This is a genomic window from Leptospira kobayashii (genome assembly GCF_003114835.2).
Classification (GTDB): Bacteria; Spirochaetota; Leptospiria; order Leptospirales; family Leptospiraceae; genus Leptospira_A; species Leptospira_A kobayashii.
Genome location: NZ_AP025028.1, coordinates 3,290,072 through 3,314,909, shown reverse-complemented (window position 1 = coordinate 3,314,909; position 24,838 = coordinate 3,290,072). Strand labels below are relative to the sequence as shown.

Below are 24,838 nucleotides of genomic sequence, written 5' to 3'. Positions count from 1 at the left end.
CATGAAAAAGATTTTATGCCTTATCTTTTTTTCCGCCGGGATTTATGCGAATGAGGCGACTCGTTACCAACAAGCATACGAGATGGAAAAAAAGAGCACTCTTTTTGCCATTCCTCTTTATGAATCCTCCTTACAAACCGCAGGCTCCGCAAGCCTAAAAAAAGCAGCCGTTAGTCGGTTGTTCTTTCTTTATAAAAAACACAATAAAATCATGGAAGCGATTCTTTTGGGAACCCGGTTTTCGAATATCATCAATTCCAAAGAAAAAGCGAGTCTTTGGAAGAGTTTGACCGAGATCTATCGTCCATTGTCTTACGGGGAATTGACTGCAGCATATTCTTTGGCTATAAAAACAAATCCTGATAACTATTCGGATTTGTTGCAGTATCTTCATTCGGTAAACCAACCGAAATTATTCGAGTTCGTATATATAGTATTGTACAAAAGAAAACAGTATGAAACTTTGAATCTTCTTTTTACCCAAGACCATTCTCTCTCCAAATCTCCATTATACGAAGGGATCGTTCTTTTGAAACTGAATCCTGAAAAAGGAAAAGAATTTATCCTTTCCTGGGGTTTTGGAGTTGATAAGGACAATCCTACCAAATCCGACCTTTTGTATCTACTGGGTCATTATTTCAGAAATACGGGAGACTATGATTCATCCGCACGCTATTTCAGAATGAGCGCTTCCTATCATTGGCAGGAGCGCGCTAAGCTGGAGACAGCAAAATCTCTCGTATTGGGTGGGAAGTTTAGTGAAGCATGTCAAAGTTTTAGTTTCACTCCCTCCCCCAATGAAGAAGTCGGCCAGCTTCTGTATTTGATTTGTACGAAAAAGGATAAAGATTTTCTCGGTGAGATCCATTCGAGTATCACTGCACTCGGCGCTAAAGAAGGCGGAGAATTCTTTCAAAAAGTGAACCAAGCCTTGGAGAAATGGTAATGATTCGATTGTCCTTTTTTAAAAAATCTTACAATCTCTCTCTTTTATTTTTGTCTTTGTTTTTTCTTGTCGGGGCAATCGATTCGGAAACGAATTTTTTATCGTTGGAAGACAAGGGAAGATCTTTGAATTTTCAAGGAAAGCCAGTAGATGAGATTTTTCTTTGTCAGTCTGAAAGCAAGAAAACCTTCGGGAAAAACGGTGCACTCACTAGCGAGTGTTATGCTATCGCTCAAAATACGATTTCAAATGCATTGACGTTATTTTTGGAACAACCTCGCACGGAAGAATCACAGTTCGGTTTTTATACGACCAGTGGAAAACAAATTCATCCTGAATGGGAAGAAGAAGGCTACGGTAGGTTGGCTCTTCTTTCTTTTGTGATTACAAACAAACAGCAGTTATTTGTTCAGGTTGTCCGTAAGGACAAGGCTTATTTTTTCTTGAGGACTATTCCTGGGAACTGGGACAGGTCCGAGTGAATTGGGCAGGGAAGGATTCGAACCTTCGAAGACATAGTCAGCAGATTTACAGTCTGCCCTCGTTGGCCACTTGAGTACCTACCCGAGAAAAAATGGAGCCGCCTGAGGGATTTGAACCTCCGACCGGCTGTTTACAAAACAGCTGCTCTACCACTGAGCTAAGGCGGCGCGTGCTTTCCAATTTTCGGGAAAACGCTCTAAGGTCAAATAAAAATTCACTTTGTATCGGAGAGAAGTCGGACAAGATGGCTTAAGTGGCTTTATTTCTCATTCACAGCCTGATGAGCGTCTCCCTAATTTGTTTCTATACCGGGTATTTTTTCCGAAAAAGGAACCTTTTGGCCCATAGAATTTGGAATCTCTCCGGTGTGGGATTCAATCTTTCCGCGGCAATTTACCTGCTTGCCATGAAATATTTGTTAGGTGGTATCGAGGCTCATTCCATTTTCCCGGCTGTTGCCAATTGGATCATCCAGACTCACAGATTTTTTGCAGCAGTAGCTCTAATCATGATGTTGGTCATGGCATATTCCGGAATAAAAAGAAAAAGAAATTTGCACGTAAAGCTGCATCGTATCTTTTTACCTTTATACACCTTTGTTTATGTTTCCGGTCTTATTATATTTCAAACCCATCCCATCTCATAAGGTATAAAAATGAGCGCTATCGACACAGCTAAAAAGTTCGCAAAAGACATTCGCATCCAGGTAATCAAAATGGTTACTGCAGCAAACTCCGGACACCCCGGCGGACCGTTAGGTCTCGCGGATATCTATGCAGCATTATATACTAATATACTGAAACACGATCCTAAGAATCCTGAATTGCCTACCCGCGATCGTTTGATTCTTTCCAACGGACATGTTTGCGCGGTTCGGTACGCTGCGATGGCTCTTTCCGGATATTTTCCGGTGGAAGATCTGCTTAATTTCAGAGGGATCAACTCTTATTTGCAAGGACATCCTTCCACCAGATATATGAAAGGGATCGAGTCCAGTTCCGGATCGCTCGGACAAGGTCTTTCCGTTTCTGTAGGTTATGCGCTCGCAGCGCGATTGAAAAAAGAAAGCTATAAAATTTATACATGTATCTCCGACGGTGAATGCGGAGAGGGAATGACTTGGGAAGCCGCCCAGTCTGCGGTTCATTATAAAACAGACAATCTGATCGCTTTCATGGATAGAAATTATATTCAGATCGACGGTAATACGGAAGACGTTATGAAACTGGAACCGTTGGATGAAAAATTCAGAACCTTCGGATGGAATGTGATCAATGCGGACGGACATAATATGGAAGAGATCTTTGCTGCGTTTGAAAAAGCAAACTCCCATTCAGGCAGTCCTACTTTGATTGTATTTAGAACTATCCTTGGCAAAGGTGTTTCCTTTATGGAAAATAATCCTAAATGGCACGGCACTCCGCCAAACAAAGAACAAGAAGCGCAAGCTCTTGCAGAATTATCGTAATTCCAATTTCTTCGATTGACACTGGGAATACAATTCCCAGTATTCTTGCATGGGACAGGCTCATCATCCAAACTTTTCTTCTGACGACATAACCCGCCTCCTATATGATTGGGAGATTGCACCTCCGGAAAAAAAACGTTTTATTTTAAAAATGATCGCTTCCCGTATTCCTTGGCAGATGTCCATTGATGAAGCGACGGAAGAAGTGAAAGATCCTTTCCTTCGCATCATGGCTCGCAATATCTCCGACGATATTTTTCGTTTGAGAGTACGTCATAGTTTTTTTAAACTCACTCTTCGGGGAAATCCCAATCATTATAAGGATTTGGAAGAAGCGGTCGTTCATCTTTCCAGCCTTGGGTATCCTAATCAAAGTTATACGGAAATCAAAAAGGAATTGGATCGTATTTCGCTCCGGGTTTCCGAACTTTTTGACGAACATTCCGGCCATTTGACCGAAGAAATGAAAGTCCAAATCCTTTGTAAGGTTTTATACCAGGAAGAAGGTTTTGTGGGAAATATTCAAAATTATAATGATCCTGCCAATTCCTATCTTTTTCACGTATTAAAATCCAGATTGGGGATTCCTATTTCTCTCTCCGTCATTTATCTGTTAGTTGCTCAGAGAGTGGGTATGCCTCTGTTCGGAACCAATTTGCCTTTGCATTTTTTATTGCAGTATGAATCGGGAAGTTATTTCACTTATATTGATCCGTTTCACGGCGGAGTGCTTTTGGATAGATTCACTTGCGAAAAGTTTCTGGAAGCGAACGGTTATCCTTTGACTCCCAAATATTTCACCAAGGCGAGCACTCTTTCCATTATCAAACGTATGTGCCGCAACCTGCTTCATATTTACAGAGACGGTCAAAAAAAAGATATGGAAGATCTGATGAAAGAACAGCTTTCTATTTTAGAAAGTCGTTCTACCCATGTCGAATAAATTATGCCGATCTCTCTCTCGCTTTCCAAAATCATTTCCCGGGTAGATAAAAATCTTTATTCTATCATCGGGGAAGATCTTTCCGTTCTAAAAAAAATCAAATCCTTCGTCATTGAATCCGGCGGCAAAAGAATTCGTCCGCTCACTCATTATCTTTTTTGCGAATTGGTCGGATACAAAGGCAAAGACTGGGTGGATGTAGGTGCTGTTGCGGAATTGATTCATGCTGCGAGCCTTCTGCATGACGATGTAGTGGATCATGCTTTGGTTCGCAGAGGAAAGCCGACCGTGGGAGCAAAATTCGGAAATAAGACTGCGATTTTGGCAGGAGATTTTTTATTAGCATGTGGAATCCAAAGATTGAATTCTTTGGAAAATCCAAGGCTTATGACATTGTTTTCTGCAGTGCTCCGGGATCTTTCCGTAAGCGAACTCATCCAAATGGAATGGGAAAAAAATCCCAAAATCACTCTCAAGATTTATGACTCGATTATTTACGGAAAAACGGCTTCTCTGTTCGGTGCTTGCACGGAAAGTGCGGGAGTTCTTGCCAAACGTTCTGAAAAGGAAAATATTCTACTCTCCGATTTCGGAGTAAGACTCGGAAAACTATTTCAAAAGAAAGATGATTGTTTGGATTATTTTACGAATACGAAGGATAGTGGAAAAGAGTTTCTAAAAGATTTTAAAAACGGATTATTCACCTATCCTGTGTTAGTTCTTCGGGAAAAGGCAAACGGAAAGGAAAAAAAAGAAATTCATTCCCTTTTCGCAAAAGAAGAAAGAACATCCGCAGATGATGAAAAGATTTTATCGATGTTGTCCGACAAACAAATCAAAAGGATTTTGGATGATGAATTTGAAAAAGAAAAATCCTATTTTTTGAAATTTTTATCCGGTTACAGTAATTCGGAAGCAAAATCCCTTCTGATTGCTCAGATTGAAAAGTTAGCTTAGCATAAACTTTAAACTTCCACATATTCAATCACAGGCAGATTGATGATAAATTCGGTTTTGCCTTCTTCCGATTCCAATCGAATGTTTCCTCCGTGTTTTTCTACGATCGATTTGGTAAGGTCAAGTCCAAGTCCACTTCCTTCTCCCGGATTTTTGGTAGTGAAAAACGGATCAAAGACCTTTTTTTGAATTTCAATAGGTATGCCGGGACCGTTGTCTCTGATTCTGATTTCGATCATTGTGTCTTCTTTCTTTTGAGTCATTAGAATCAAATTGCCTTTGTCGTTCATTGCCTGTAATGCGTTCAAAATAATATTGGTCCAAACTTGAACGATTTCTTCCGGCCAACCCAAAACATTCGCATTGTATAAAAATGTTTTTTTGAGAGATACCTTGCCTTTCATTTTGTATTGATAAATGGTAAGAACAGTTTCGATGCTTTCTACAAGATCAAATATCCTTTTTTCTTCCAGTTTGCTTACTCTGGAAAAGTTTTTTAAGGCGGAAATGATTTTTGCGGCTCGATCCACAGCAATCTTAACAATGGATAGGTGTAAGTTTATGTTTTTCTGATTGATGATGTAATCTATTATGTTTTTGTCCTTGTGGCCAAGGATATCGATATCGTTTTGTGTCGGGGTTTCAATTCCGACATCCAATAGTTTTTCTATAGTATCTTCATCATAGTCGAATTGATTTTCAGATAAGATTGTTTTTAGGTTTTTCTTTTTTTCTTTTCTTTCCGTATAGCTGGAAACAACACCTATATCGTAATCTTTGGAAATAATATCAACAAGTTTGGTTAATTCGTCTATGGAAAGAGTGCTTAAGGTTTCCTTCGTTTTTCTTAAGATTTTAATTTCATGGTCCGATATTGCGGATAATGTTTCCGATGAGGCTTTGATCGCGCTCAAAGGATTGTTCAATTCATGCGCAATACCCGCCACAAGTTTGCCCAGCTCATTCATTTTTTCCGAATAAACAAGTTGGTTTTGCGTTTGTTTGAGATGATGTAATGTTTCTTCCAGGTTTTTTTTCTGTTCTTGCAGTTCTATGGTTCTTTCGAAAACCATATTCTCGAGATTGATATTTTGTTTTTGAATGATTTTTTCCTTTTCTTTACGCAAACGAACGTTAGTTCTTGATATGGCTATTGTAAATATAATCATCTGAACCGCAGCACCTATATCGCTCGATTGATTTAAGAAGGAAATGGAGGTAGAGGTGAAAATTCCCAGATTTGTGAGTATATGCGTGGAGGTTCCCAATTGCCTTACCAAACATGCTATAAAAAATACTACGCCTTGCCTTGTTTTGAGAATAATCGCGTAAATTCCGAAAGAAAGAGCAAATAAACTGACTGCCAGGTTGTTTGCATACATCACTTTTATATATTCCTGAACTCCTATGATGTTTACAAATGAAGTAAAAGGAATAAGATAAAGATAGGCCACCAAACCCTTGTCAATATATGGAAATAGTTTTTTCGTTTGCATAAACTCCCGAAAAAACAAAACCATAGAAAAAGGAGTAAGTACTACGAATGGTGCCGCAATTTTACTCCAATAGGGCATATCGTAAAATACTGTGGTGAAAAGAAACCCTGAGCGGAATGTGTTTGCGAGGCTGATAGCAAAAGTGGCGAAGGCCAGGTATAGATATATTTTTTCTCTTGTGAAAATCCACTGGGTAATCCCGAAGATGATAACCAATACGGAAATTCCTATATAGATACCTTGTACAATGGATGTTAAATTTATGAAGCGGAGTAATTCCTCCTTTTGGAACGGAGTGAAATTGATCCGATGGGTATCGTCATTATGGATCTTCAGATAATAATCCCCTTCTTCCTGAAAATCATAAATAAAACCGTAAGTAAAAAACTCGGAAGGGTCATAAGGCCTGTAAATCCCGGAAGCCTTGTGCCAAACGATAGATCCGTTTCGAACGAGATAGATATCGATTTCCGTGAGGTGAGGGTTTCCCATGTAAAGATAAGGAGGGGATCCTTTTTTATCTGGATAACTTACCTTATACCAAACGGATTCTTTGCTAAATCCAAGGTAATGGTCTCTTCGAACGAGTTGTTTTAATTTTTCTCCGGAAAGGCTTTTTTGGAAAGCCTTGGGATTTGTATCGTCCATTGGAGATTGGACTTCATAAATAGTTTGAGAATAGAGAGCGAATTGAAATAAAAATAATAAAAGTCCGGCTAATTTCAAAGTCTCATTAGCGTTAGGTTATTGCGCTACCACATTCGGTGAAGTGCATTTGACTTGCCCCGTAATTGTGATCGGTGTTCCGTTGCCGCTGGCAGCTACGTAACAAGTCTGGTTGTTAATCGTATAACAAGTAGTAGTAGTGGTAGTCGTTGCTGCAGTACAATTGACATTGTCCAGGGTAGGGCAAGTACTTGTTGTAGTGCTTGAGCTTGTGTCCGTAGCATAACCGTTCAAATTCAAACTGATGTCGAAACTGGGAATCTCCTGGCTGGTTGTGAGACTTGTATTGATATTGATTCCCGATGAACTCCAACTTACCGATCCTAAAGTTCCGGTTGCTGTTTTGGCAAACACACCACCTGTAAGGATGAAACCTTGCTGGGTGTTGATGGTTCCTTTGGTCTGCATATAATCGTAGGTATATCTCATGCTGAGAGTTTCTTTTGTTTTGAAAGTTAGTATGGAAACTATGGAAAATTTTGTACTAGTTGTGGTTGAGGAAGCCGCAGGTGTGGTTCCTGTTGTACCTGTGGTGGTCGAGGAAGTTGTGGCAGGGCTTGCAGTTCCGCAACTGGAAGTTACGTCCGTATCGATCTCACCTAGAAAAAAGGGATTGCTGCTTACCAGTCCCAGAAGGTTGATATTTGCTTCGTTGTCGTTTTTTGTCTTACAACTGGAAAAAAACAAAATCAGAGAGAGAGAAATTAGAGCGAGTTTCGACCACATACTTTCATTCTTCCTCCTTCGAAATCATCGGTCAAGAGCATTCCTAAAGTAAAAATTGTTTTTCCTTGGTAAAAAAAATAGATTTTGGGAACCATGGTTTTATGGTTTTTGGAATCAATATCCGTTCCCTTTTTTCCATCCAAGGGCCCAAATCCATTTATGTCTACTCGCTCCTGATCGGACTGTTGTCAGGCTTTGGTGCCTACGGTTTTAATTTTATTTTAGCATTCGTAGAAAGTGTGAGTTTCGGAACCTTGATCGGATTTGATCCGGGAGTTCCTGCAGGGGATCGTTTTTTTTCTTTCGAACATGGAAATTATCCTCTCAACAATCTTTGGTTATTCTTTCTGCCTGCTATCGGCGGTTTGCTTGCGGGAATCATTACTTATTATTTTTGTCCGGAAGCAGCCGGCGGAGGAACGGATTCACTCATTCATTCCTTTCATTATAACGAGGGAAAGATTCACTGGAAGGTTCCTTTTTACAAAGCAATTGTCACCATCCTTACTTTGGGGAGCGGCGGTTCCGGAGGAAAGGAAGGTCCAACCGCGCAGATTGGTGCGGGGTTCGGATCCACTCTGGGAAATATTTTAGGAGTAGGGGCGAGAGCTCGTAGAACTTTAATGTTAGCTGGGACTGCAGGAGGGCTTGGTGCGATTTTTCGCGCACCGTTAGGTGGTGCCATGACCGCCGTTGAGATGGTTTATAAAGAAGATATCGAAAGTGATTCTCTCGTCCCTTGTATTCTTTCTTCCGTGACCGCTTATTTGACGTATTCTTCTCTGGCGGGAAGAGGCTCCATTTTTGAAGTCCAGAAATACTCACTTAATGACTACAGGCATATCCCCATTTATGTGTTTATGGGATTTCTTTGTTTTGCAGTAGGGTATCTTTTTGTCCGTTTTTACCATTTTATACAGGACTTTTTTACCGGTTTAAATATCCCCAATTATTATAAGCCGGCAATCGGCGGTTTGGTGGTCGGAGCGATTGCTTTGTTTTTTCCGGAAGTGCTCGGTTCGGGATTCGGTCTTTTGCAAAAGATGGTGGATGGAGAGGATATCCGGTCTTTTCGATTCGGATTTTACGGCCCTTTGTTTTTACTTTCGATTGCGTTATTCAAAGTCGTATCCACTTCCTTTACCGTCGGTTCGGGAAGTTCGGGAGGACTGCTGGGTCCTTCTTTTTTCATCGGAGGAATGTTAGGTGCCTTTGTGGGAAGTTTGTCTCAAATGTTATTTCCCGATTGGAATATCCAGGTTTTTCCGTTTATGTTAGTGGGCATGGGTTCTTTTTTTGCAGGCGTGTCGCGGGCACCTATTGCAGGTATGGTGATGGTCTGCGATATGATAGGAAGTTACGAATTGTTGCCCCCTCTGATGATCGTATCGGTGCTTGCTGCCATTCTTTCCAGCAAGATGTCCATCTATCGCAACCAGGTGACAAATCGTTTTCTATCTCCGTCCCACCACTGGGATATGAACCAAGATATCATGGACCGGATTAAAATTTCCCAACATTTTTCAGAATTTAGAAAATACGCAGTTATCTCAAATAGCCTTCCCCTAACAGAGCTTCAAACCAGGGCCCCTGGAATCCAGGCAAGTGATTTCGTCATAGTAGATCAAAACGAAACTTATAAGGGAATCGTATCTCTTCGAAAAAATCGGATTTTGCCCGAGTACGAGGAATCTTTACAAAACTTAATTATGTGTGAGGATATCGTGGAGTCCGTTCCGAGTGTCTCTCCTTCGGATAGTTTGGGGGAAGGGCTTCGTATTCTATTACAATACGATGTCGATAAAGTAGCTGTTGAAAACGAATTCAAAAAATGTCTGGGTTACTTGCGCTATATCGATTTTTTCCATGCCTACCAGGCGGAGATTCGGATGAACTCCCGTAAGAACTAAATCAATCTAAAAAAGCAGTGGATCAGGGGAGAATCCTATCATAACTTGCATATATAGGCGATGAGACATAGACTACTGCTCCTAATATGGATTATACCTTTTTCGGTTTTTTTCGGCTGCCTCAGAGGCAACGTCAAAGAGAAAAAACCGGACCCTCACACCAAACCGATCGTTATCCCTCCGCAGTATTTGAAACCTATCATCGGCCGTGTAGAATGGGTTGAGATTCCCAATTTGAAATTAAGAATCCGGGCCAGGATCGATACCGGTGCCAAAACCTGTTCTATCCATGCAGTGAATATAGAAAAGAAAGTTGAAAACGGAGAGACATACATCTATTTCGATACGTTTCTTCCTGATGGCAAAATTACCCGGGTGAGAAGCAAGTATTCCAGTGAGACCAAAGTGGTGAGCACAAACGGCCAATCCGAAACCAGAATCGTAGTCCGCGAGGTTCTGAAATTGGGCAAGATCACGGAAGAAGTAAATCTTACTTTAAACGACAGAACCAACTTGACCTATCCTTTTTTAATCGGTCGCAACTTTCTTATGGGCAAGTATCTGGTAGATGTTTCCTTGTCACATGCATTAGGTGATTAGTTGTGGATCGGAAAACATTGATTTTTTTTTCCATATTGGTGCTGATCCCGATATTTAGTTTATTTTACAAATTAAAGATCGCAAATCTTTCCCTTCTCCCCATGCCGATTGAAGACACTTGGAATTTGCAGGTGTTTTTGTATCCCAAAGAAAACATCGCCTTTTCCGAAGCGAACTTTCCTATACCGAAAAACTTCGGTCAGGTGAAGGTTCATAAATGGGAAACACAGGATCGGGATATGAATTTCAGTTTGATCAAAACGAAATTCGGAAATATGGGATATTGGGAAGGAGAGGACTGGGATGTAGGTCATCCGATCGGTTATTCGGCCAAGGTTCAGGTCTCTCCTTATTCCCATGATGATCCCGATTCCGACACTTCGAAAAAGGTTTCCGAAAAACAAATCGATTATATCTCTTTGAAATTCTATCAGCCTACGGAACTCGCGGAAGGAAAAAAAATCCTCGCATCCATCCATCCTTACGATAAGGACAAATTGAACGCCGCCAAACAGATATTTTATTTTGTTTCCGAGGAAGTTTTGAATACTTCCAAGGAAATGAAACTGGTGGATACCTTGCTCGTCAGGCAAGGAAATGCCTATTCCAAGTCGCTGATGTTTTCCTTATTGTGTAGACTCAGGGAAATTCCGGTAAGGACCGTTGCCGGTTTTGATTTGCAAAAGGTTTCCGAAAAATCCAAAGACAACAAGGTTCGGTTTACGTTTTGGAATGAAATCAGTTTGAACGGACGATGGTATCATGTTTCCACTTCCAAAGAAATTTTCGGAAACAAGGCCGAGAATCTGCTTCCTCTTTGGAAACGAGTGGAAGAAAAAAGAGACCTTGGTTTTGAGCCGTCAACTCTTCGTTATTCGGCATACATTACACAAGCGAGTGTAAACCGTTATAATTATAAGGAATACAGTGAAGAAGTAAGAGAAACAAATTCCTTTCTGAAATACTATTCACTTTATACGCTTCCGTTGCCTTTGCAGAATTTATTTCGTGTGGTGATTTTACTTCCTATCGGAGCGATCGTTTTGGGTATTGCCAGAAATTTAATAGGAATCCCTACTTTCGGGATTTTTACACCGATACTACTTTCCATGTTTTTTTGGGAAACGAATCTATGGTTTGGGATTGTTTTCTTTCTTTCCATGATAATGATAGGATTTTTTGAAAGATACGCTTTGGATAAATTTTATCTATTGGCGGTGCCCAGGCTTTCCATTTTACTTACGATTACCGTTTTGAGTTTGATTTTATTTTCCATCTGGAATGAAAGTTTTTCATTATTTAATAATTTGACGATCACTTTGTTTCCTATTGTAATCACTACGATTTTTATAGAGAGATTTTCCATCATGCTGATTGAAGAAGGTGTGAAAAATACCCTGGTAACACTCGCCGGTACTTTCTTTATCGCACTCGTCACCTATACTTTGTTTTTGTTTTCTTCCTTGCAGGTTTTGTTTTTTACACACCCCGAATTGCTTTTGGTTATAATCGCCATACAGTTGTTACTTGGTCAGTATAAGGGGTACAGGTTGACGGAACTTTTCCGATTCAGAGAGATTTTTTCCAAACTACAATGATTTCTATACTTAGGAAATTCAAAGAAACGGGAATACTCGGGATCAATAGAAGGATCGGTGAATTCATTCTTCCTTTGAATCCCAGAGAAAATTATCCTCTTGTGGATGATAAATGGCTTACTGCGGAACTTGCTTCCAAAAATGGGGTTTTTATGCCTCATCATTATTCCATGATTGAAGAATTCGGTAGGGTGAAAGATGTTCCTTTCCTTCTTAAGGATCAGTCTTCCTTTGTCGTTAAACCGGCTAACGGTGGTATGGGGAATGGGATTTTAGTCATCGAAAAAACGATCTGGAATGAAACCGGAACTCCTTCCTATCATAAGGTCGGCGGGAAAATTCTATCTTATAAAGATCTTCTGCATCATATCTCGGGAATTCTTTCCGGATTATATTCGTTAGATGGAAATTCGGATCGGGCGATTTTTCAGGAAAAATTGGACGCTCATTCCTTTTTTACGGATATCAGTTACCAGGGGATTCCCGACATTCGTGTGATCGTTTACCGCGGGTATCCTGTGATGGCGATGGTTCGTTTGCCTACGAAAGAATCCGGCGGGCGTGCCAATCTTCACCAGGGAGCCATCGGGGTTGGCTTGAAGATAAAAGAAGGAGAGATGACAAAGATTGTTCATAAGGACAAAATCATTCCTTCTCATCCCGATACGGGTTTTCATTTGGAAGGAAAAATCATTCCTCATTGGGAGGAGATTTTAGTCCTTGCATCTTCTTGTTTTGAAATGTCGGGACTCAATTATTTGGGTGTGGATATTGTTTTGGATGAAAAAAGAGGTCCACTCCTTTTGGAAATGAATGCGAGGCCGGGTCTTGGAATTCAAATCGCAAACCAGAAGGGTTTACTCGGTGCTCTTCGTTGGGTAGATGGAAGGGAGAGAGTGTCGCCGAACAGTCCACAAAAACGAGTGGAGGCCGCCCGGCAGGGTCTTTGAGAGTTAGATTTTTGCTTTGATTGGGGCGGAGTTTGTTGTAGGTACCACATTCATTCTTTCCAAGAGGTACATCCCCCCGAAAAGAGCTCCCGTATACACCAAATCTCCCGCGATTGAATTTTGGAAAAAAGGAATCGCAAGCGCAAAACAAGCTACCAGACCTTGTTCATTCAAAGGATACATCCCGGAAGTGAGCCAAACCGCAAAATTGGTAACAAGGAAAAAAAGAACAGATCCTGCAATTGTGTAACCTGCCGTTTTCAGCGCAGGTCTATCCGGTAGGAGTCGGAATCCGGAATATACACCAAGTGCCATACAAAGATAAATCACTGGCATCAGGGAATGAAAACCGAAGTATAAATCGCTGATCAACATAGCCAATAGAGGAACTCCATAGGCCAAACGTTTGTCCGAAAGGAAGGCTCCGGAGAAAAGTGAAACTGCAAGAAGTGGCGTGAAATTAGGAGGGTGCGGCAAAATACGACTTGCGACTGCGGCCATTACCATCAAAGAGGCTACAAATAATCGGGACTGAAACATATTACTGCAATCGTTTGGCTCGCACCTGGCAAGGGCAAGAGAAAATTTCACTTTGCCTGGGATCTGTGTTTGTAAAATGGAAAGCATGTTACCTCCTTCTTCTCCCTCTCCCATCCAAAATCTACTCCAATTGGCGGCGGATCTCCGCAGCGAAAACGGATGTCCCTGGGACAAAGAACAAAATCACAGTTCCGTCATTCCCTGTCTTTTGGAAGAATCCTACGAAGTGGTGGATACGATCGAAAGAAAGGATGACGTGCATCTTCGGGAAGAGTTGGGGGACTTGCTCTTTCAGGTTGTTTTTCATTGCCAATTGGCATCCGAAAGGGGGGCATTTAACTGGGATGAGGTGGTATCGGAAATTGTGGAGAAATTGGTTCGAAGACATCCTCATGTATATGAATCCGTAGGAAATATCAAGGACAGTGAAGGGGTTCTCGGGCAATGGGATGAAATTAAAAAAAAGGAAAAGGCGGATAAGGCAAAACGAACCGGGGCCGAAGCGGAAGTTTCCGTATTGGACGGAATCCCTCTTTCCCTACCTTCCATTCAGAGATCGGAAAAAATCCAATCCAAGGTCGCAAAACAAGGGTTTGATTGGGAAAATGTTTCCGGTGTTTTTGAAAAGTTTAAAGAAGAGATAGGGGAGTTGCAAGAAGCTATCGGGCAAAATGCCGATTCCGGTTTGAAAAAAATACCTTATTCGGAAAATATTGAGGAAGAAGTGGGAGATTTGTTTTTTCTTTTGGTGAATCTTTCCAGAAAACTTTCTTTAGACCCTGAGACCACACTACGCAAAGCAAATGAAAAATTCGAAAAAAGATTCCGACTGATGGAGGATTTGCTTTCTCAAAAGAAAGAAATGATGAAGGGAAAATCTTTGGAAGAATTGGATCTGCTTTGGAATAGGAGCAAGGAAATTTTGAAACAAAAAATAGTATGAGCCTTCGGGCAAATTTTTTTATTTTTCCGAATTTGTTGCTTCTACCAGGTCTTTTGATTTTTCCAAACGAATCGTTTCGGGCTGGAAAGTCTGTTTCGGGTTTGCCGGAAATACGATCGTATCATAACCTTTTTTTTCGATTCGTATATTCGGTATTATGTTTTCATCCCAGATTTGGAAGAAGATCCCCGTCTCAGGATGACTTTTTCTTTTTTCTCCCTGAAAAAACTGGATTGAATCCGAAGATATTTCCGCTTCTGTAGGAGAATCTTTTTCATCCGAAATTTTTAAAATGATTTTTTTGCGATCCAAGAGCTGATCCAAAAGACCGGTCCATACCGGGCGAAACGAATCCATTATAGTCCTTGTTAGATGATATTCCGGGTTCAAATGGGAAGACTCCATTACATAAGCAAGCGTTCCATGTTGAAAAAAAAGATAATCCTGATCAACCCCGTCAACAGGGTATAGATTCTTTTTGGCGACGAATTCCTTTTCAGGATGAAAACTTCGAATCCCGGCCGTCATATTTTTTCCGATGGAGGAAGCAATGTCCGGTTCCGGATTGATAAGAGATTCGATAGAGTAGGGAATTAATAAACTATTTGCATACGCATGGTAACTAATGGAGGCGGCAAATCTTTGTTTGTTGGCAAGTGCGATCAGCGCTTTCGTTTCAAGCTCCGAACCTTCGGCCATTCCGATATAATAAGGACTCTCCCTGTTTTTGGAAGAATACTTTCCGCCGGACTTTCCCCATTGAAAGGGAAAGTTCCGATTCAAATCCACATCGGGGTTTTTTCTTCCCGTCAAATGCGAGGATTGCCAAAAAATTTCCGAACCATCCGGATTGAGTATGGGAATGACCCAAATCCGAAAGACATCCAGATATTTTTTTACCGATGTTTCCGAATTTAAAATCGAATATATGATATCGTAACAATGTTCCGTTGCAATCACTTCGTTTGCATGTATGGAACAATGAAATAGAATCGGAATTTTTCCCGTGTTTGTGGTTCGATTGTTGGAAAGAGATAAAGCCAATATGGATCTGTTTTCTTTGGATCTGCCTATGGAGTGAAGTTCTGCGAGATGGGGGTATCGTTTTGCAATGGAATGCAAATAGTATTCGTTGAGGTTGTTGTCTTTGTATCCTAGTTTGGTATCTGTTAGTTGAAATAACTCTTTGTTTGTTTGGTTTTGGTAATTTCCCGCAAAATATTTGAAACCCAAATTCTGTTTCTCAGATCGTATCCATTCTATGTTCTTATAGGATAAGTCCCAATCTTTTTTCGGGATTAAAACATAACTTAGTCCTTTTTCCCGATATCGGATTTGTATTTTATTGTTTGTTAAATTCCGGAACTCGGTTAATTTTGATTCAGGAAAAGAAGCGAGAACCCAATGCGATCCGTCACCTAAAGGAATTTGAGGGATCGTTTTTCTTGAAAAACTTCCGCATTGAAAGCAAAAAAACAACGATAAGATGAAGGCATTGCATATTAAAGAGGATTTTCCGTTTTTAAAGATAAGTTTCATTCGTTTGTTATCTTTTTTATTTTCCGATTCACTAAAGATTTTTTTATTCATACAGGCAAGCTTTCTTTTTACTGATTGTAAAACAGAGGTTAGGAGACAACTCCCTTGTGACGGCAAAGCACTCACCGGCATGCAGTGCATCCCCGGAGGAGAATTCGTGCGCGGTAGCAATGTATTTTCAGCGAATGAAAAACCGGAGTCGGTCATATACATCAGCGATTTTTATATCGATTCTTACGAGGTCACAAATGAGGATTTTGAAGCCTGTTTGAATGCAGGATATTGTTCCGACTGTCTTACCGAAGGGAAATGTGATTACATCGGTCCGAGATACGGAGCTCCTTACTTGGGTAAAAGACAACCCGTTTTAGGTGTTAGTTGGTATACCGCGAAAGAGTTTTGCAGTTGGGCGGGTAAACGATTGCCTACGGAATCGGAATGGGAAAAGGCGGCAAGGGGAACAAACGGAAATCTTTATCCATGGGGAAATGAACCTGCCAGTTGTGAGAAAGCAGTGATTGAGGTTGACACTAAAAAAGGATGTGCAACAACAAAAACAGAGAAACCCCAGCTTATGCCTACCCTGGATGTAGGATCGCGCCCTCCCGGAGCGTACGGATTGTATGATATGGCGGGGAATTCCTGGGAATGGGTTTCCGATTGGTATTCCGTTAGTTATGATAAATGCGGAAAAGATTGTTTCGGGAAAGATCCCAAAGGACCGTGTAACGGAGAAGAGGTTTGTTCCGGATCGAACATGAAAATAGTTCGCGGGGGATCCTGGTGGTGGCCCGGTGAAATGGCGCGGGGATCTTACAGAAGAGCGCATGTTCCGGAGAATTTTCCGGAATACCATCATTTCGGATTTCGTTGTGCAAAAACATTCTAAGGTGTATATGAGCTTCAATTTTAAGATTCTAAAGCGTTTGTTTTTTTTCGTTTTTCTCGTATCGTTTGCTTCTTGTAATGCGACATTCGGAAAAAATTATTCTTATCTGAGAGAAATTCGACAGGAAACACTTGTGCCTACCCGTTGGGATGTGGGGAACACGACTGTCTCCAACGAAGATAGATTGGATATTCTCATTCCTTATGTAAAAAACATCGGTAATGTGTATATCGGAGTAGGATCGGAACAAAATCTTACCATAGCTGCCTGGGCCAAGTCCGAGTTTATTTATCTTATGGATTTTACTTCGGTGGTTGTGACTGCCAACGAGATGATGGTTTTTTTTCTCCAGGAGTCTCCTACCAAGGAAAAGTTTTTATATTATTATTCCAAAGCGGGGGAAGAGGATGCGATGAAGCTCATCCGGGAAAAACTCCCCAACCCGGAATCTTATACGAAAGTTTATAAAAAAATCATTCGTTTTGTCCGTAAACGTCATAAAACAAATCTTATGTTATCGGAATTGTACCATTACAAAATGTTCCAAACCGATGATGATCAATACGCACATGTTCATCGTCTTGCCAAAGAGGGAAAAATTTTCCCTGTCAGAGGCAATTTGCTTGGTACTGTTACTCTGCAAAGCATCGGAGAAAATCTGCGTAAAAACAATCTCCGTTTGGGAATCATTTATTTCAGTAATGCGGAAGAGTATTTTTATTATCCCGACCAATTCAAAAATTCGATTTTGAATCTTCCCATGAAAGATGAGTCCGTCGTGGTCCGAACTCTTTCGGTCAAAAAGAACGTATTTCCTTGGGCCCCCGGTTCGGATATCTCCACCAAACTAGGGTTTCATTATTGTGTTCAAAGCGGTCATAGTTTCCAGGAATGGTTAACGTTTGTTAAGGCTCCTTTCCGCTCATTGAATATTATGGAAGAGTCCGGAGAAATTGATCCTAAACTGGGCTTTACTTATGTGGGAAAAGGACCTGGGCAAGATTCACTTTGAAAAAACTCAAAATAGACGTTTCCGATTTTGAAAACCTTTCCTTTCATTCAAAACAGGTGGTAAAATTTCTTTTGGAAAATTATCCTCCGAAGAACAAGGACGATGCAAATATCGGACAGTCGGAGTTTGTTTTTCCTTTGAAATGGAAAGTGGAGATTTTAGGTTCCGTTTTCGAGTGGGTTGTTTCCGAAATGGGTTCGGTGACATTGCGGCTCGCGGAACACCCCAGGTACTCCCGCAATCCCCCTCCTATTTTTTACGTAAGCCTTGGTAAGTACGAAGCCGCCGAATTCCTCTGGGAAGACCCTGAAGGAAATCCGATCGATTTGTTTTCGGAATCCGGAAAAACCCTGATTCTGGACAAAGTGAAACTTTATCTGGAATCCCAGTCTTAGTTTTCTATTTTTTTTTCGAAAGAGAAGATAGGTTACGATTTTTCTTTTTGCAACCGGATGGGAAGTTTTAGACTCAGACTTGATAGAAAGGAAAATACAATTTGAAACTTCCCATTGCTAAAGGGGCAAAGCGCGCCCTACTTGTTGAAGGTGGCGGAATGAAAGGTGCATTCGCCGGCGGAGTATTGCACGGTATGAACGGTTTATTAAATGCAACTAACTTTGATTTGGTTGTTGGCGTTTCATCGGGAGCTTGTTCTGCGGCTTATTATGTTACCATGCCGAAACCGGAACCGGTTAAAAGTGAAAAAGCATTGTCCGTTTGGTACAGCGAACTTTCAGGGAGACAACTCATCTCCGTTTTTCACCCTTTTCAGGGAAAAACGTTTTTAGACCAGGAATATCTGATTGATTATATATTTAGAAATAAGGTTCGTTTGGAATCGGAAAATTTGGAAAAAGAGGGATTGCCTGAATTCAGAATTGCAGTGAGCAATCTTCATTCCCATACGGTAGACTATGTTCGTGCTACCGCTACAAATGTATTCGACCTTTTGAAAGCGGCTACATCTCTTCCTATCGCAACCAGAGGAAAACATAAGTTAGATGGAACTATTTATTCGGACGCTGCGATACTCAACCCTTTGCCCTTACAGGATTTGATTGAAGCGGGATATAAAAGTATCACTATAGTGATGAATTCTCCGATCGCGAGGATTTCCGAACCTCTCGGATTTATCACAGGACTTCTTGCTTTTCCATGGAATTGGAAGTTGAGTAAGATGATGAGGGAATGGCATCATCATCATTTTAATGACGCTCGTAGGATTGCTTTGGAGCCGCCTAAGGGGGTTCAGATTCATACGATTGCACCGGACGATTCTCTTCCTGTCGGACTTGTGACTACCGTTCGAAATAAACTGAGAGAAACAGTCGAGCTTGGAGTAAAGAAAGGGGAAGAGGCGTCTCAGTTTTTATTAAACTTATTTGCCGTGAATCGAAAGAAATTGAAAGGAACTACTAAACCTGTTAAAACGTTAACTTCCAAAAAAAGCCTGACTTTGAAAAAAGCGGTAAAAAAGAAGACCAAACCCAAAAAGTCCGGCGTCTCCAAGAAAAAATAAGCAAATCCGTAATATAGGCATCCTGGAATATTTATTATACCGGGATGGATTCGACCACAGAAAAATCTTGCTAAGAAACATACCCACACAAAACATGTGTTATTCTGTTTGATCAGGCAAACGGAAAAATACACAAAAATCCAAGAGATAACAAATGTTTAAAAATTTACTAATAGTCGTATCCTTGTTAGGATTTGCTCAATGTTCGTCGGTTACCTTCAAAGAATCCGATCTTGGCAATGATCCTAAAATCCCTTTTACAGCGTTCAATCCGAAGCCCGGTGTAGACGTATTCAATACTTTGAGAGTTGATATCATCCGACAGTACAGGACCGTAACGACTCATAATGCGAACGGGACCGTTACACAAAGAAGAGAAAGAGTGGAAGATCAACCGGCCGGAATCGAGCTGGGAAACGGACTTTTTCTGGATGCAAATCAAAATCTAATCTTGAGTTTAATTGATGTACTAGGTTTAAGAAACAAAGATAAGTTCAAAGTAACTCAAAAAGCTTCGGGCTTTATGTCCAATGATGTGACTCTTACGAAGGACGGTCAACATCTGACTCTTGATACAGGTGGTATACTTGGCGGTAAAACGGAATATACCGTAACTCCCAATTCCGTTACGATCAAAGGTGGAATTCTATCTTCCGATACAGTGATTACTTATGATAAAGATTCGGTAACATACGATCCGAAAGGAATTTTAGGCGGACTTTCCAAGTTTACGATTCAAAGAAGAGGAAACGATTTTGTTAGCCCCGGACTTTTCTGGGATACCGTTTTCCGATTCGATGGGAAAGATGATAGCATTACTCTTGGCACCGATTTGGTTTTGCAAAATAAGAAAACGCAAATGGAAGTGACTAGAAAATTCGAATCAACATCTTTCTTTTCCAGTGAGATCAATACTTCCACTTATAAATTTTACAGAACAAAGAGCACGTATCTGATGATCAATCCCCAAGGAAAGGGATTCAAAGCAACTATCAACGGTAAGTCGGTAAATATTCTTTACAGCGACTTCTGGGGGAATCGGGAAGTCGAAATTATCGTGGAATAGATTGATTTTAGATTAAACTCCTTCATAAAACAAAAAGCCCATCCCCAGATGGGCTTTTTGAATACTACCTTTCGATTTCATCCTGACCAGGATCTATTTCATTCTAAGAGTCCGATCTTTTTAAAAGAAAATCATCCGGTTCGGTAGTAGGTTCCGTTTGCACAGTCATTGCATTATCCGCTGGAAAAGGTGTGATCAAATCACTTCCTTCCATTAAAGAACCGATACCTGAATTCGGAGAAATGATCCTGATCGGCTCCTCGGAAGCAGAGAGAAAGTTTATGGCTATTTTTGAAAATAGGGAAATATTTAGAAGCCGAAATCACATATTGGAGCCGTCTGATAGTATATGGGCATAGAACATGTTGTAGGGGTATTTCTGATTTGTTGCGGAAGTTTTTTGGGACCTGGAACAGGTGTGGATGAGAACTCCTTACACGGTTGTCCCCCCACTCCGAACTGTGTGTCCAGTCAAAGTTTTAAATACAATTACATCCATAAGATAGATCCGATTGTTTATCTTATGCCGAAGGAAAAGGCGTATTCTTATTTGATGGAACGTTTTGATGGAATGGAAAACGTATATGTGGCTGAGAAAAAAGAAAACGAATACATCCGTCTTGTGTTTTTTACAAAAGTTTTTCGTTTTCCGGATAAGGTTGAATTTTATTTTGAACAGGATAAGAAAGAAATCCAGGTGAGATCGCAATCTATTTTCGGTTTATGGGATATATTTGCCAATAGGATAAGGATCAGTGGAATTCGAAGTTATCTCAATTCCAAAGAGGAACCGGTGCCGGCCGAGGCATTATAATTTAGCACTTTGATCACTACTAAAATTCAATTACGTTTCAACGATATGGACCCGATGAGAAGAGTCAATAACGCAAGTTATTCGACTTATCTTGAGCTTGCCCGTCTTGATTTTTGCAATCAGTATCTCAAAATCAACCAATTGGAAGACATTCCTTTTGTTTTGGCAAGGGTGGAAATGGATTTGATCCGTTCCGTTTTGCCCGGAGATGAGATTGCCGTGAGAATTTGGGTTTCCCGTATTGGAAACACTTCCTGGGATTTTGATTATGAAATATTTCAGGAAAAAACGAATCATATTTATGTGAAGGCTAAGACGGTCCAAGTCTATTTCGACTACCGTTTGGGAAAGAAACTTTCCATACCTGAATCTTTTCGGCAGATACTGGAAAAGGAAAAAAATTAATATTTGTTAGGCTGCTATCTGTAAAGGAGGTTTCCATCCTCTTTCGTCCATCCCCATAAGGATTCTAAATACATCCGTTTGGGATGCATTCGTATGATTTGCAAGGTTTTCCAATTCCCTCAATGTTTTTGAGTAAATCTTGCAATGGAAACGAATCGGGCGGTCTTTTTTCCCGATACTCGGATTCATTTCTTCCTTGGTTTTATGAAAACAGTTGTAAATTGTTCCGGAATAAGAACGGGTCAGGTATTCCAGATAGGTTTCGAGACTTCCATATCCGACCACTTTAGACTGAACGGCTGTTATTTCCCGTTGGGAAAGTAGGAAATAAGTCTGCTTTCTACTATAATCCCCAAAAATTACATACAAAATATTTTGATTATAACTTACGTTAGAGTGATTGTTCTTCATTTTGGAGGAGACTTTCTGAAATCGACAGATGTATGAAAAGCTTAATTTATGTTTGTCTGCGAAAAATGTTCCAAATGTTCGCCTTTTTGCCGTTATAGGAAAATATAAATATGCAGTGGTTAGATGGTATTTTAAAATAATTCTTTTGAGCCGTAATGTTTCCATTCCCAATGAAAGGCCTTTTTGTCTCCGAAGGCGATGCATTCCTCGATCCAATCGGACTGAGAATCGGGTTGAATGGATTGGTAGGCACTTAGAATATCATTTGTTAGATCCTTGTATTCTCCTATAATTTCCTTTGCAAGTGGGTTTATGCCCCTGGCAAATAAAGTCAGTATGGATTGAAAAATCGCGGATTTGACTCCGTTGACTAAAAGCAAATTGTTCATATCCGAATACACAATGTCTTTTTCTATGATTTTAAAACATTCGATGGCTTTCGTTTGCGAAGGAGAAGGATTGACAGAGGGAAAATTGTCTTTGATACTTAAAAAAGGATCCGTTGCCATCACTTTACTATGATTTCATCCGAGCTTGAAAAAATAAAACAATTTTGCCTGGCCCAGGGATTCGATTTGGTCGGGTTTTGTAAGGCGGAAATTCCGGAAAAGGATAGAAACAATCTGCTCTCCTGGGTGGAACATGGTTTTTTCGGAAAAATGAATTGGTATACGAAAGAAGTGAGTCAGGAAATCAGATTGGATTTGAAGCACTTGGGTTTTTTGCCAAAGTCGGTTCTGGTTCTTGCCGTCGTTTATAATTCACCCGCCGCGGAAGAAACGATCCAAGCCCAATCCAAAAAAGTATCTCGTTATGCGCTAGGTGATGACTATCATTCCGTTCTCCGTAAGAAAGCAAACCCTATTTTAAAGGAATTGAAATCCTTATATCCGAGTCATTTCTTCCGCCAATCTGTGGACAGTTTGCCCGTACCCGAAAAAGTTTTCGCACGTTTGGCGGGGATAGGATGGATGGGAAAAAATACGAATATCATAAATGAAGATTTGGGTTCTTATTTTTTTATTTCGACCATACTTACCGATTGTGAATGGGATGTCCCTCTTCAGGAAGAATTCGACCGTTGCGGATCTTGCCGTGCTTGTTTGGATGCTTGCCCCACGGGAGCGCTATTTGAACCTTACAAAATCAATGCAAACAAATGCATTTCCCATCACACAATCGAAGATAGAAATACTATCTTGAATGAGGAAACGAAACTCAGCGATTGGATCTATGGTTGCGATATCTGCCAGGAAGTTTGCCCTTGGAACAAAACCAAAGCCCGTAGAAATTCCGTGAAAACTTCAGTGAATGAATTTTTGCCTTATTCCTTTTGGAAAGAAGAGGATTTGTCGGGAGAAAAAATTTATTCGGACGAAGAGTTTCAATCCAAGTTCAAAGGATCCGCTATAAAAAGAATCGGCTCTCTCGTTTGGAATCGAAATCTAAAATCAGTTCTAGGTTCTAAAGAAACAAATCGGCAAGAAATTTAGCCCGTTTTTCGGGAAATTCCGCCGAACAAAGAAAGGAAACGACGGCAAGACTGTCTGCACCGGCATCTATCACTTGTTTTGCGTTAGCTTCTCCTATGCCTCCGATGGCAACCAAAGGAAGATCGGTTTTGGCTCGCAACAATTTCAATCCTTCTACTCCCCAAGGCGGTTTTGTATCTTTTTTGGTAGTGGTTGCAAATACAGGAGAAACACCCAGATAATCTATCTTTGCTTCCTTAGGGATATGATCGAAATCCTCCATGGATTCTATCGATAAACCTATGATAGCCGAATCTCCCATGATTTTTCGTGCGTAAACAGGAGGCATATCCGACTGACCGATATGAACTCCTTCGGCCCCTACGGCCAGAGCTACATCAATGCGATCATTGATAAGAAGAGGAATGCCGGTATCTTTTAAGATGGCTTTGATTTTAAATGCAAGATCTACAAAATCTTTTGTACCGGAATCCTTTTCTCTCAATTGAATCAACTTAACTCCACCTTGCACCGATTTGGCGACAATGGCTTCGAGAGTGTGAAACAAACAAAGACCGCGATCCGTAACCAAATACGGACCGCTTATATCAGGGTTTTTAAGTTTCTTTGAAATACTTTCTGATTTCATCTTCTGAGATTTCGTAGAGAGCATCCAAAAAATGAAGTTGGAAACTGCCTGGGCCTGAAGATTTTACTTTTGCCATTTCTCCGGCAATCCCCATGACAGCCATCGCGGAAAAGGCAGCTCTTTGGTAGTCTTTTTGAACGGCCGCAAATGCGCCGCAAATCGCCGTCGCAGTGCAACCCATCCCGGTTACCTTTGTCATAATGGGATCTCCATTCAGGGTTTTTCGGATATCGGTATCTTTTACGATATAATCTGTCGCACCGGAAATAACTACGACTCCTTTGGTGACCCGGCTCAGCGATTGCGCGGAACCGATTGCCGATTCGGAGGAATCGGTTGATTCTACCCCTTTCGTTTTTCCCGAAGAGGATAATGTTGCCAAAATTTCAGAAGCATTTCCTCTAATAATGCTCGGGGAACCTGCATCCAGTATTCGCCGAATCGCTGTATTGCGGTAAGCGCTTGCTCCTGCCCCCACCGGATCGAATACGATCGGTTTTGACAGAGTGCTTGCCTTTGCAATTGCTTTTTCCATGGACTGGACCCAAGGTTCGGATAAGGTTCCCATGTTGATTACCAAAACGCCGGAGATAGTTACCATATCTTCCACTTCATCAATGGAGTGTGCCATAATAGGGGAGGCGCCTACGGCTAACAAGGCGTTAGCTGTATTGTTCATGACTACATAGTTTGTGATATTGTGAACGAGAGGAGAACTTTTCCGAATGAGTGAGAGATCTTCTATTATTTGTTGAGTGAGGTTTGACATTTTCTAA

27 protein-coding genes and 2 tRNA genes are annotated in these 24,838 nt (G+C 40.8%); 19 read left to right on the top strand and 10 right to left on the bottom strand.

Features of this window, described 5'->3' with window-relative positions; genetic code table 11:
- Position 1 precedes the first annotated feature (1 nt).
- Together DI077_RS14880 and DI077_RS14875 are read left to right on the top strand one after the other, a co-directional pair.
- Positions 2-946: a hypothetical protein gene (locus DI077_RS14880; RefSeq protein WP_109021062.1), complete on the top strand. Its 945-nt coding sequence runs from the start codon at positions 2-4 to the stop codon at positions 944-946.
- A complete protein-coding gene (locus tag DI077_RS14875) occupies positions 946-1,428 on the top strand; it encodes a hypothetical protein (RefSeq protein ID WP_109021063.1) in 483 nt (160 codons plus the stop codon). The genes DI077_RS14880 and DI077_RS14875 overlap by 1 nt, the downstream gene beginning before the upstream one ends.
- Before the next feature lie 2 nt (positions 1,429-1,430).
- Here the strand turns inward: DI077_RS14875 and DI077_RS14870 are convergent.
- Positions 1,431-1,512: transfer RNA gene (locus DI077_RS14870), tRNA-Tyr, on the bottom strand.
- 9 nt (positions 1,513-1,521) lie between these two features.
- Positions 1,522-1,596 (bottom strand) — tRNA-Thr (locus tag DI077_RS14865).
- Positions 1,597-1,709: 113 nt separating this feature from the next.
- Between DI077_RS14865 and DI077_RS14860 the strand changes: the two genes are divergently transcribed.
- From DI077_RS14860 to DI077_RS14845, 4 genes are read left to right on the top strand one after another with little or no spacing between them, the layout of a single operon-like run.
- Positions 1,710-2,075 (top strand): DUF420 domain-containing protein, encoded by a 366-nt coding sequence (locus tag DI077_RS14860; RefSeq protein WP_174705650.1) that lies wholly within the window; start codon positions 1,710-1,712, stop codon positions 2,073-2,075.
- Positions 2,076-2,084: 9 nt separating this feature from the next.
- Positions 2,085-2,897, top strand: a complete 813-nt coding sequence (locus DI077_RS14855) for a transketolase (RefSeq protein ID WP_109021065.1) — start codon at positions 2,085-2,087, stop codon at positions 2,895-2,897.
- Between the two features lie 49 nt (positions 2,898-2,946).
- A complete protein-coding gene (locus DI077_RS14850; RefSeq protein ID WP_109021066.1) occupies positions 2,947-3,840 on the top strand; it encodes a transglutaminase-like domain-containing protein in 894 nt (297 codons plus the stop codon).
- A gap of 3 nt (positions 3,841-3,843) precedes the next feature.
- The gene (locus tag DI077_RS14845) at positions 3,844-4,797 is read left to right on the top strand and encodes a polyprenyl synthetase family protein (protein ID WP_109021067.1); all 954 of its coding nucleotides are present in this window, start codon (positions 3,844-3,846) and stop codon (positions 4,795-4,797) included.
- 8 nt (positions 4,798-4,805) lie between these two features.
- On the opposite strand, the gene DI077_RS14840 is transcribed toward DI077_RS14845, so the two are convergent.
- The gene (locus tag DI077_RS14840) at positions 4,806-7,019 is read right to left on the bottom strand and encodes a sensor histidine kinase (RefSeq protein WP_109021068.1); all 2,214 of its coding nucleotides are present in this window, start codon (positions 7,017-7,019) and stop codon (positions 4,806-4,808) included.
- A gap of 18 nt (positions 7,020-7,037) precedes the next feature.
- Entirely contained in the window at positions 7,038-7,745 is a 708-nt protein-coding gene (locus DI077_RS14835) for an LIC10920 family plasminogen-binding lipoprotein (protein WP_242935226.1), read from the bottom strand.
- A gap of 101 nt (positions 7,746-7,846) precedes the next feature.
- On the opposite strand from DI077_RS14835, the gene DI077_RS14830 reads away from it, so the two are divergent.
- From DI077_RS14830 to DI077_RS14815, 4 genes are read left to right on the top strand one after another with little or no spacing between them, the layout of a single operon-like run.
- Positions 7,847-9,655, top strand: coding sequence for a chloride channel protein (locus tag DI077_RS14830; protein ID WP_109021069.1), 1,809 nt, complete (start codon positions 7,847-7,849; stop codon positions 9,653-9,655).
- Between the two features lie 60 nt (positions 9,656-9,715).
- A complete protein-coding gene (locus DI077_RS14825; protein ID WP_109021070.1) occupies positions 9,716-10,255 on the top strand; it encodes an ATP-dependent zinc protease family protein in 540 nt (179 codons plus the stop codon).
- Positions 10,256-10,257: 2 nt separating this feature from the next.
- On the top strand, positions 10,258-11,853 hold the full coding sequence (locus DI077_RS14820) for a 7TM domain-containing protein (RefSeq protein ID WP_109021071.1): 1,596 nt from the start codon (positions 10,258-10,260) through the stop codon (positions 11,851-11,853).
- Complete coding sequence (locus DI077_RS14815) at positions 11,850-12,803, top strand: alpha-L-glutamate ligase-like protein (RefSeq protein WP_109021072.1); 954 nt, start codon at positions 11,850-11,852, stop codon at positions 12,801-12,803. The genes DI077_RS14820 and DI077_RS14815 overlap by 4 nt, the downstream gene beginning before the upstream one ends.
- 3 nt (positions 12,804-12,806) lie before the next feature.
- Here DI077_RS14815 and DI077_RS14810 read toward each other — a convergent pair whose 3' ends face one another.
- The gene (locus DI077_RS14810) at positions 12,807-13,343 is read right to left on the bottom strand and encodes a DUF6580 family putative transport protein (protein ID WP_109021221.1); all 537 of its coding nucleotides are present in this window, start codon (positions 13,341-13,343) and stop codon (positions 12,807-12,809) included.
- Between the two features lie 76 nt (positions 13,344-13,419).
- On the opposite strand from DI077_RS14810, the gene mazG reads away from it, so the two are divergent.
- Entirely contained in the window at positions 13,420-14,286 is an 867-nt protein-coding gene (gene mazG, locus DI077_RS14805) for a nucleoside triphosphate pyrophosphohydrolase (protein WP_242935225.1), read from the top strand.
- An 18-nt stretch (positions 14,287-14,304) separates the two neighbouring features.
- Here mazG and DI077_RS14800 read toward each other — a convergent pair whose 3' ends face one another.
- Positions 14,305-15,876, bottom strand: a complete 1,572-nt coding sequence (locus DI077_RS14800) for a M14 family zinc carboxypeptidase (protein WP_242935224.1) — start codon at positions 15,874-15,876, stop codon at positions 14,305-14,307.
- Here DI077_RS14800 and DI077_RS14795 point away from each other — a divergent pair.
- The 7 genes from DI077_RS14795 (at position 15,773) to DI077_RS14765 (ending at position 21,530) form a co-directional block, all read left to right on the top strand.
- Positions 15,773-16,714, top strand: a complete 942-nt coding sequence (locus tag DI077_RS14795; RefSeq protein WP_109021224.1) for a formylglycine-generating enzyme family protein — start codon at positions 15,773-15,775, stop codon at positions 16,712-16,714. The genes DI077_RS14800 and DI077_RS14795 overlap by 104 nt on opposite strands.
- Before the next feature lie 7 nt (positions 16,715-16,721).
- Positions 16,722-17,726, top strand: a complete 1,005-nt coding sequence (locus tag DI077_RS14790; protein WP_135354915.1) for an LIC_10091 family protein — start codon at positions 16,722-16,724, stop codon at positions 17,724-17,726.
- A complete protein-coding gene (locus DI077_RS14785) occupies positions 17,723-18,121 on the top strand; it encodes an LIC_13241 domain-containing protein (RefSeq protein WP_109021076.1) in 399 nt (132 codons plus the stop codon). Before DI077_RS14790 ends, DI077_RS14785 begins: the two co-directional genes overlap by 4 nt.
- A gap of 101 nt (positions 18,122-18,222) precedes the next feature.
- On the top strand, positions 18,223-19,245 hold the full coding sequence (locus DI077_RS14780; protein ID WP_109021077.1) for a patatin-like phospholipase family protein: 1,023 nt from the start codon (positions 18,223-18,225) through the stop codon (positions 19,243-19,245).
- Positions 19,246-19,399: 154 nt separating this feature from the next.
- Positions 19,400-20,311 carry a hypothetical protein gene (locus DI077_RS14775; protein ID WP_109021078.1) on the top strand — a complete coding sequence of 304 codons (912 nt, stop codon included), beginning with the start codon at positions 19,400-19,402 and terminating at the stop codon, positions 20,309-20,311.
- Between the two features lie 349 nt (positions 20,312-20,660).
- The gene (locus DI077_RS14770; RefSeq protein ID WP_242935223.1) at positions 20,661-21,125 is read left to right on the top strand and encodes a DUF1499 domain-containing protein; all 465 of its coding nucleotides are present in this window, start codon (positions 20,661-20,663) and stop codon (positions 21,123-21,125) included.
- Between the two features lie 9 nt (positions 21,126-21,134).
- Entirely contained in the window at positions 21,135-21,530 is a 396-nt protein-coding gene (locus DI077_RS14765) for an acyl-CoA thioesterase (protein ID WP_109021079.1), read from the top strand.
- Between the two features lie 6 nt (positions 21,531-21,536).
- On the opposite strand, the gene DI077_RS14760 is transcribed toward DI077_RS14765, so the two are convergent.
- Positions 21,537-21,941 (bottom strand): hypothetical protein, encoded by a 405-nt coding sequence (locus DI077_RS14760; protein WP_135354916.1) that lies wholly within the window; start codon positions 21,939-21,941, stop codon positions 21,537-21,539.
- Between the two features lie 131 nt (positions 21,942-22,072).
- Entirely contained in the window at positions 22,073-22,450 is a 378-nt protein-coding gene (locus DI077_RS14755) for an LIC_11502 family protein (RefSeq protein ID WP_109021081.1), read from the bottom strand.
- Positions 22,451-22,459: 9 nt separating this feature from the next.
- Between DI077_RS14755 and queG the strand changes: the two genes are divergently transcribed.
- A complete protein-coding gene (queG, locus tag DI077_RS14750) occupies positions 22,460-23,434 on the top strand; it encodes a tRNA epoxyqueuosine(34) reductase QueG (protein ID WP_109021082.1) in 975 nt (324 codons plus the stop codon).
- Here queG and thiE read toward each other — a convergent pair.
- A complete protein-coding gene (gene thiE / locus DI077_RS14745) occupies positions 23,406-24,062 on the bottom strand; it encodes a thiamine phosphate synthase (protein ID WP_109021083.1) in 657 nt (218 codons plus the stop codon). The two genes, queG and thiE, sit on opposite strands and share 29 nt — an antisense overlap.
- Entirely contained in the window at positions 24,031-24,831 is an 801-nt protein-coding gene (gene thiM, locus DI077_RS14740) for a hydroxyethylthiazole kinase (protein WP_109021084.1), read from the bottom strand. Before thiM ends, thiE begins: the two co-directional genes overlap by 32 nt.
- Positions 24,832-24,838: the final 7 nt, after the last annotated feature.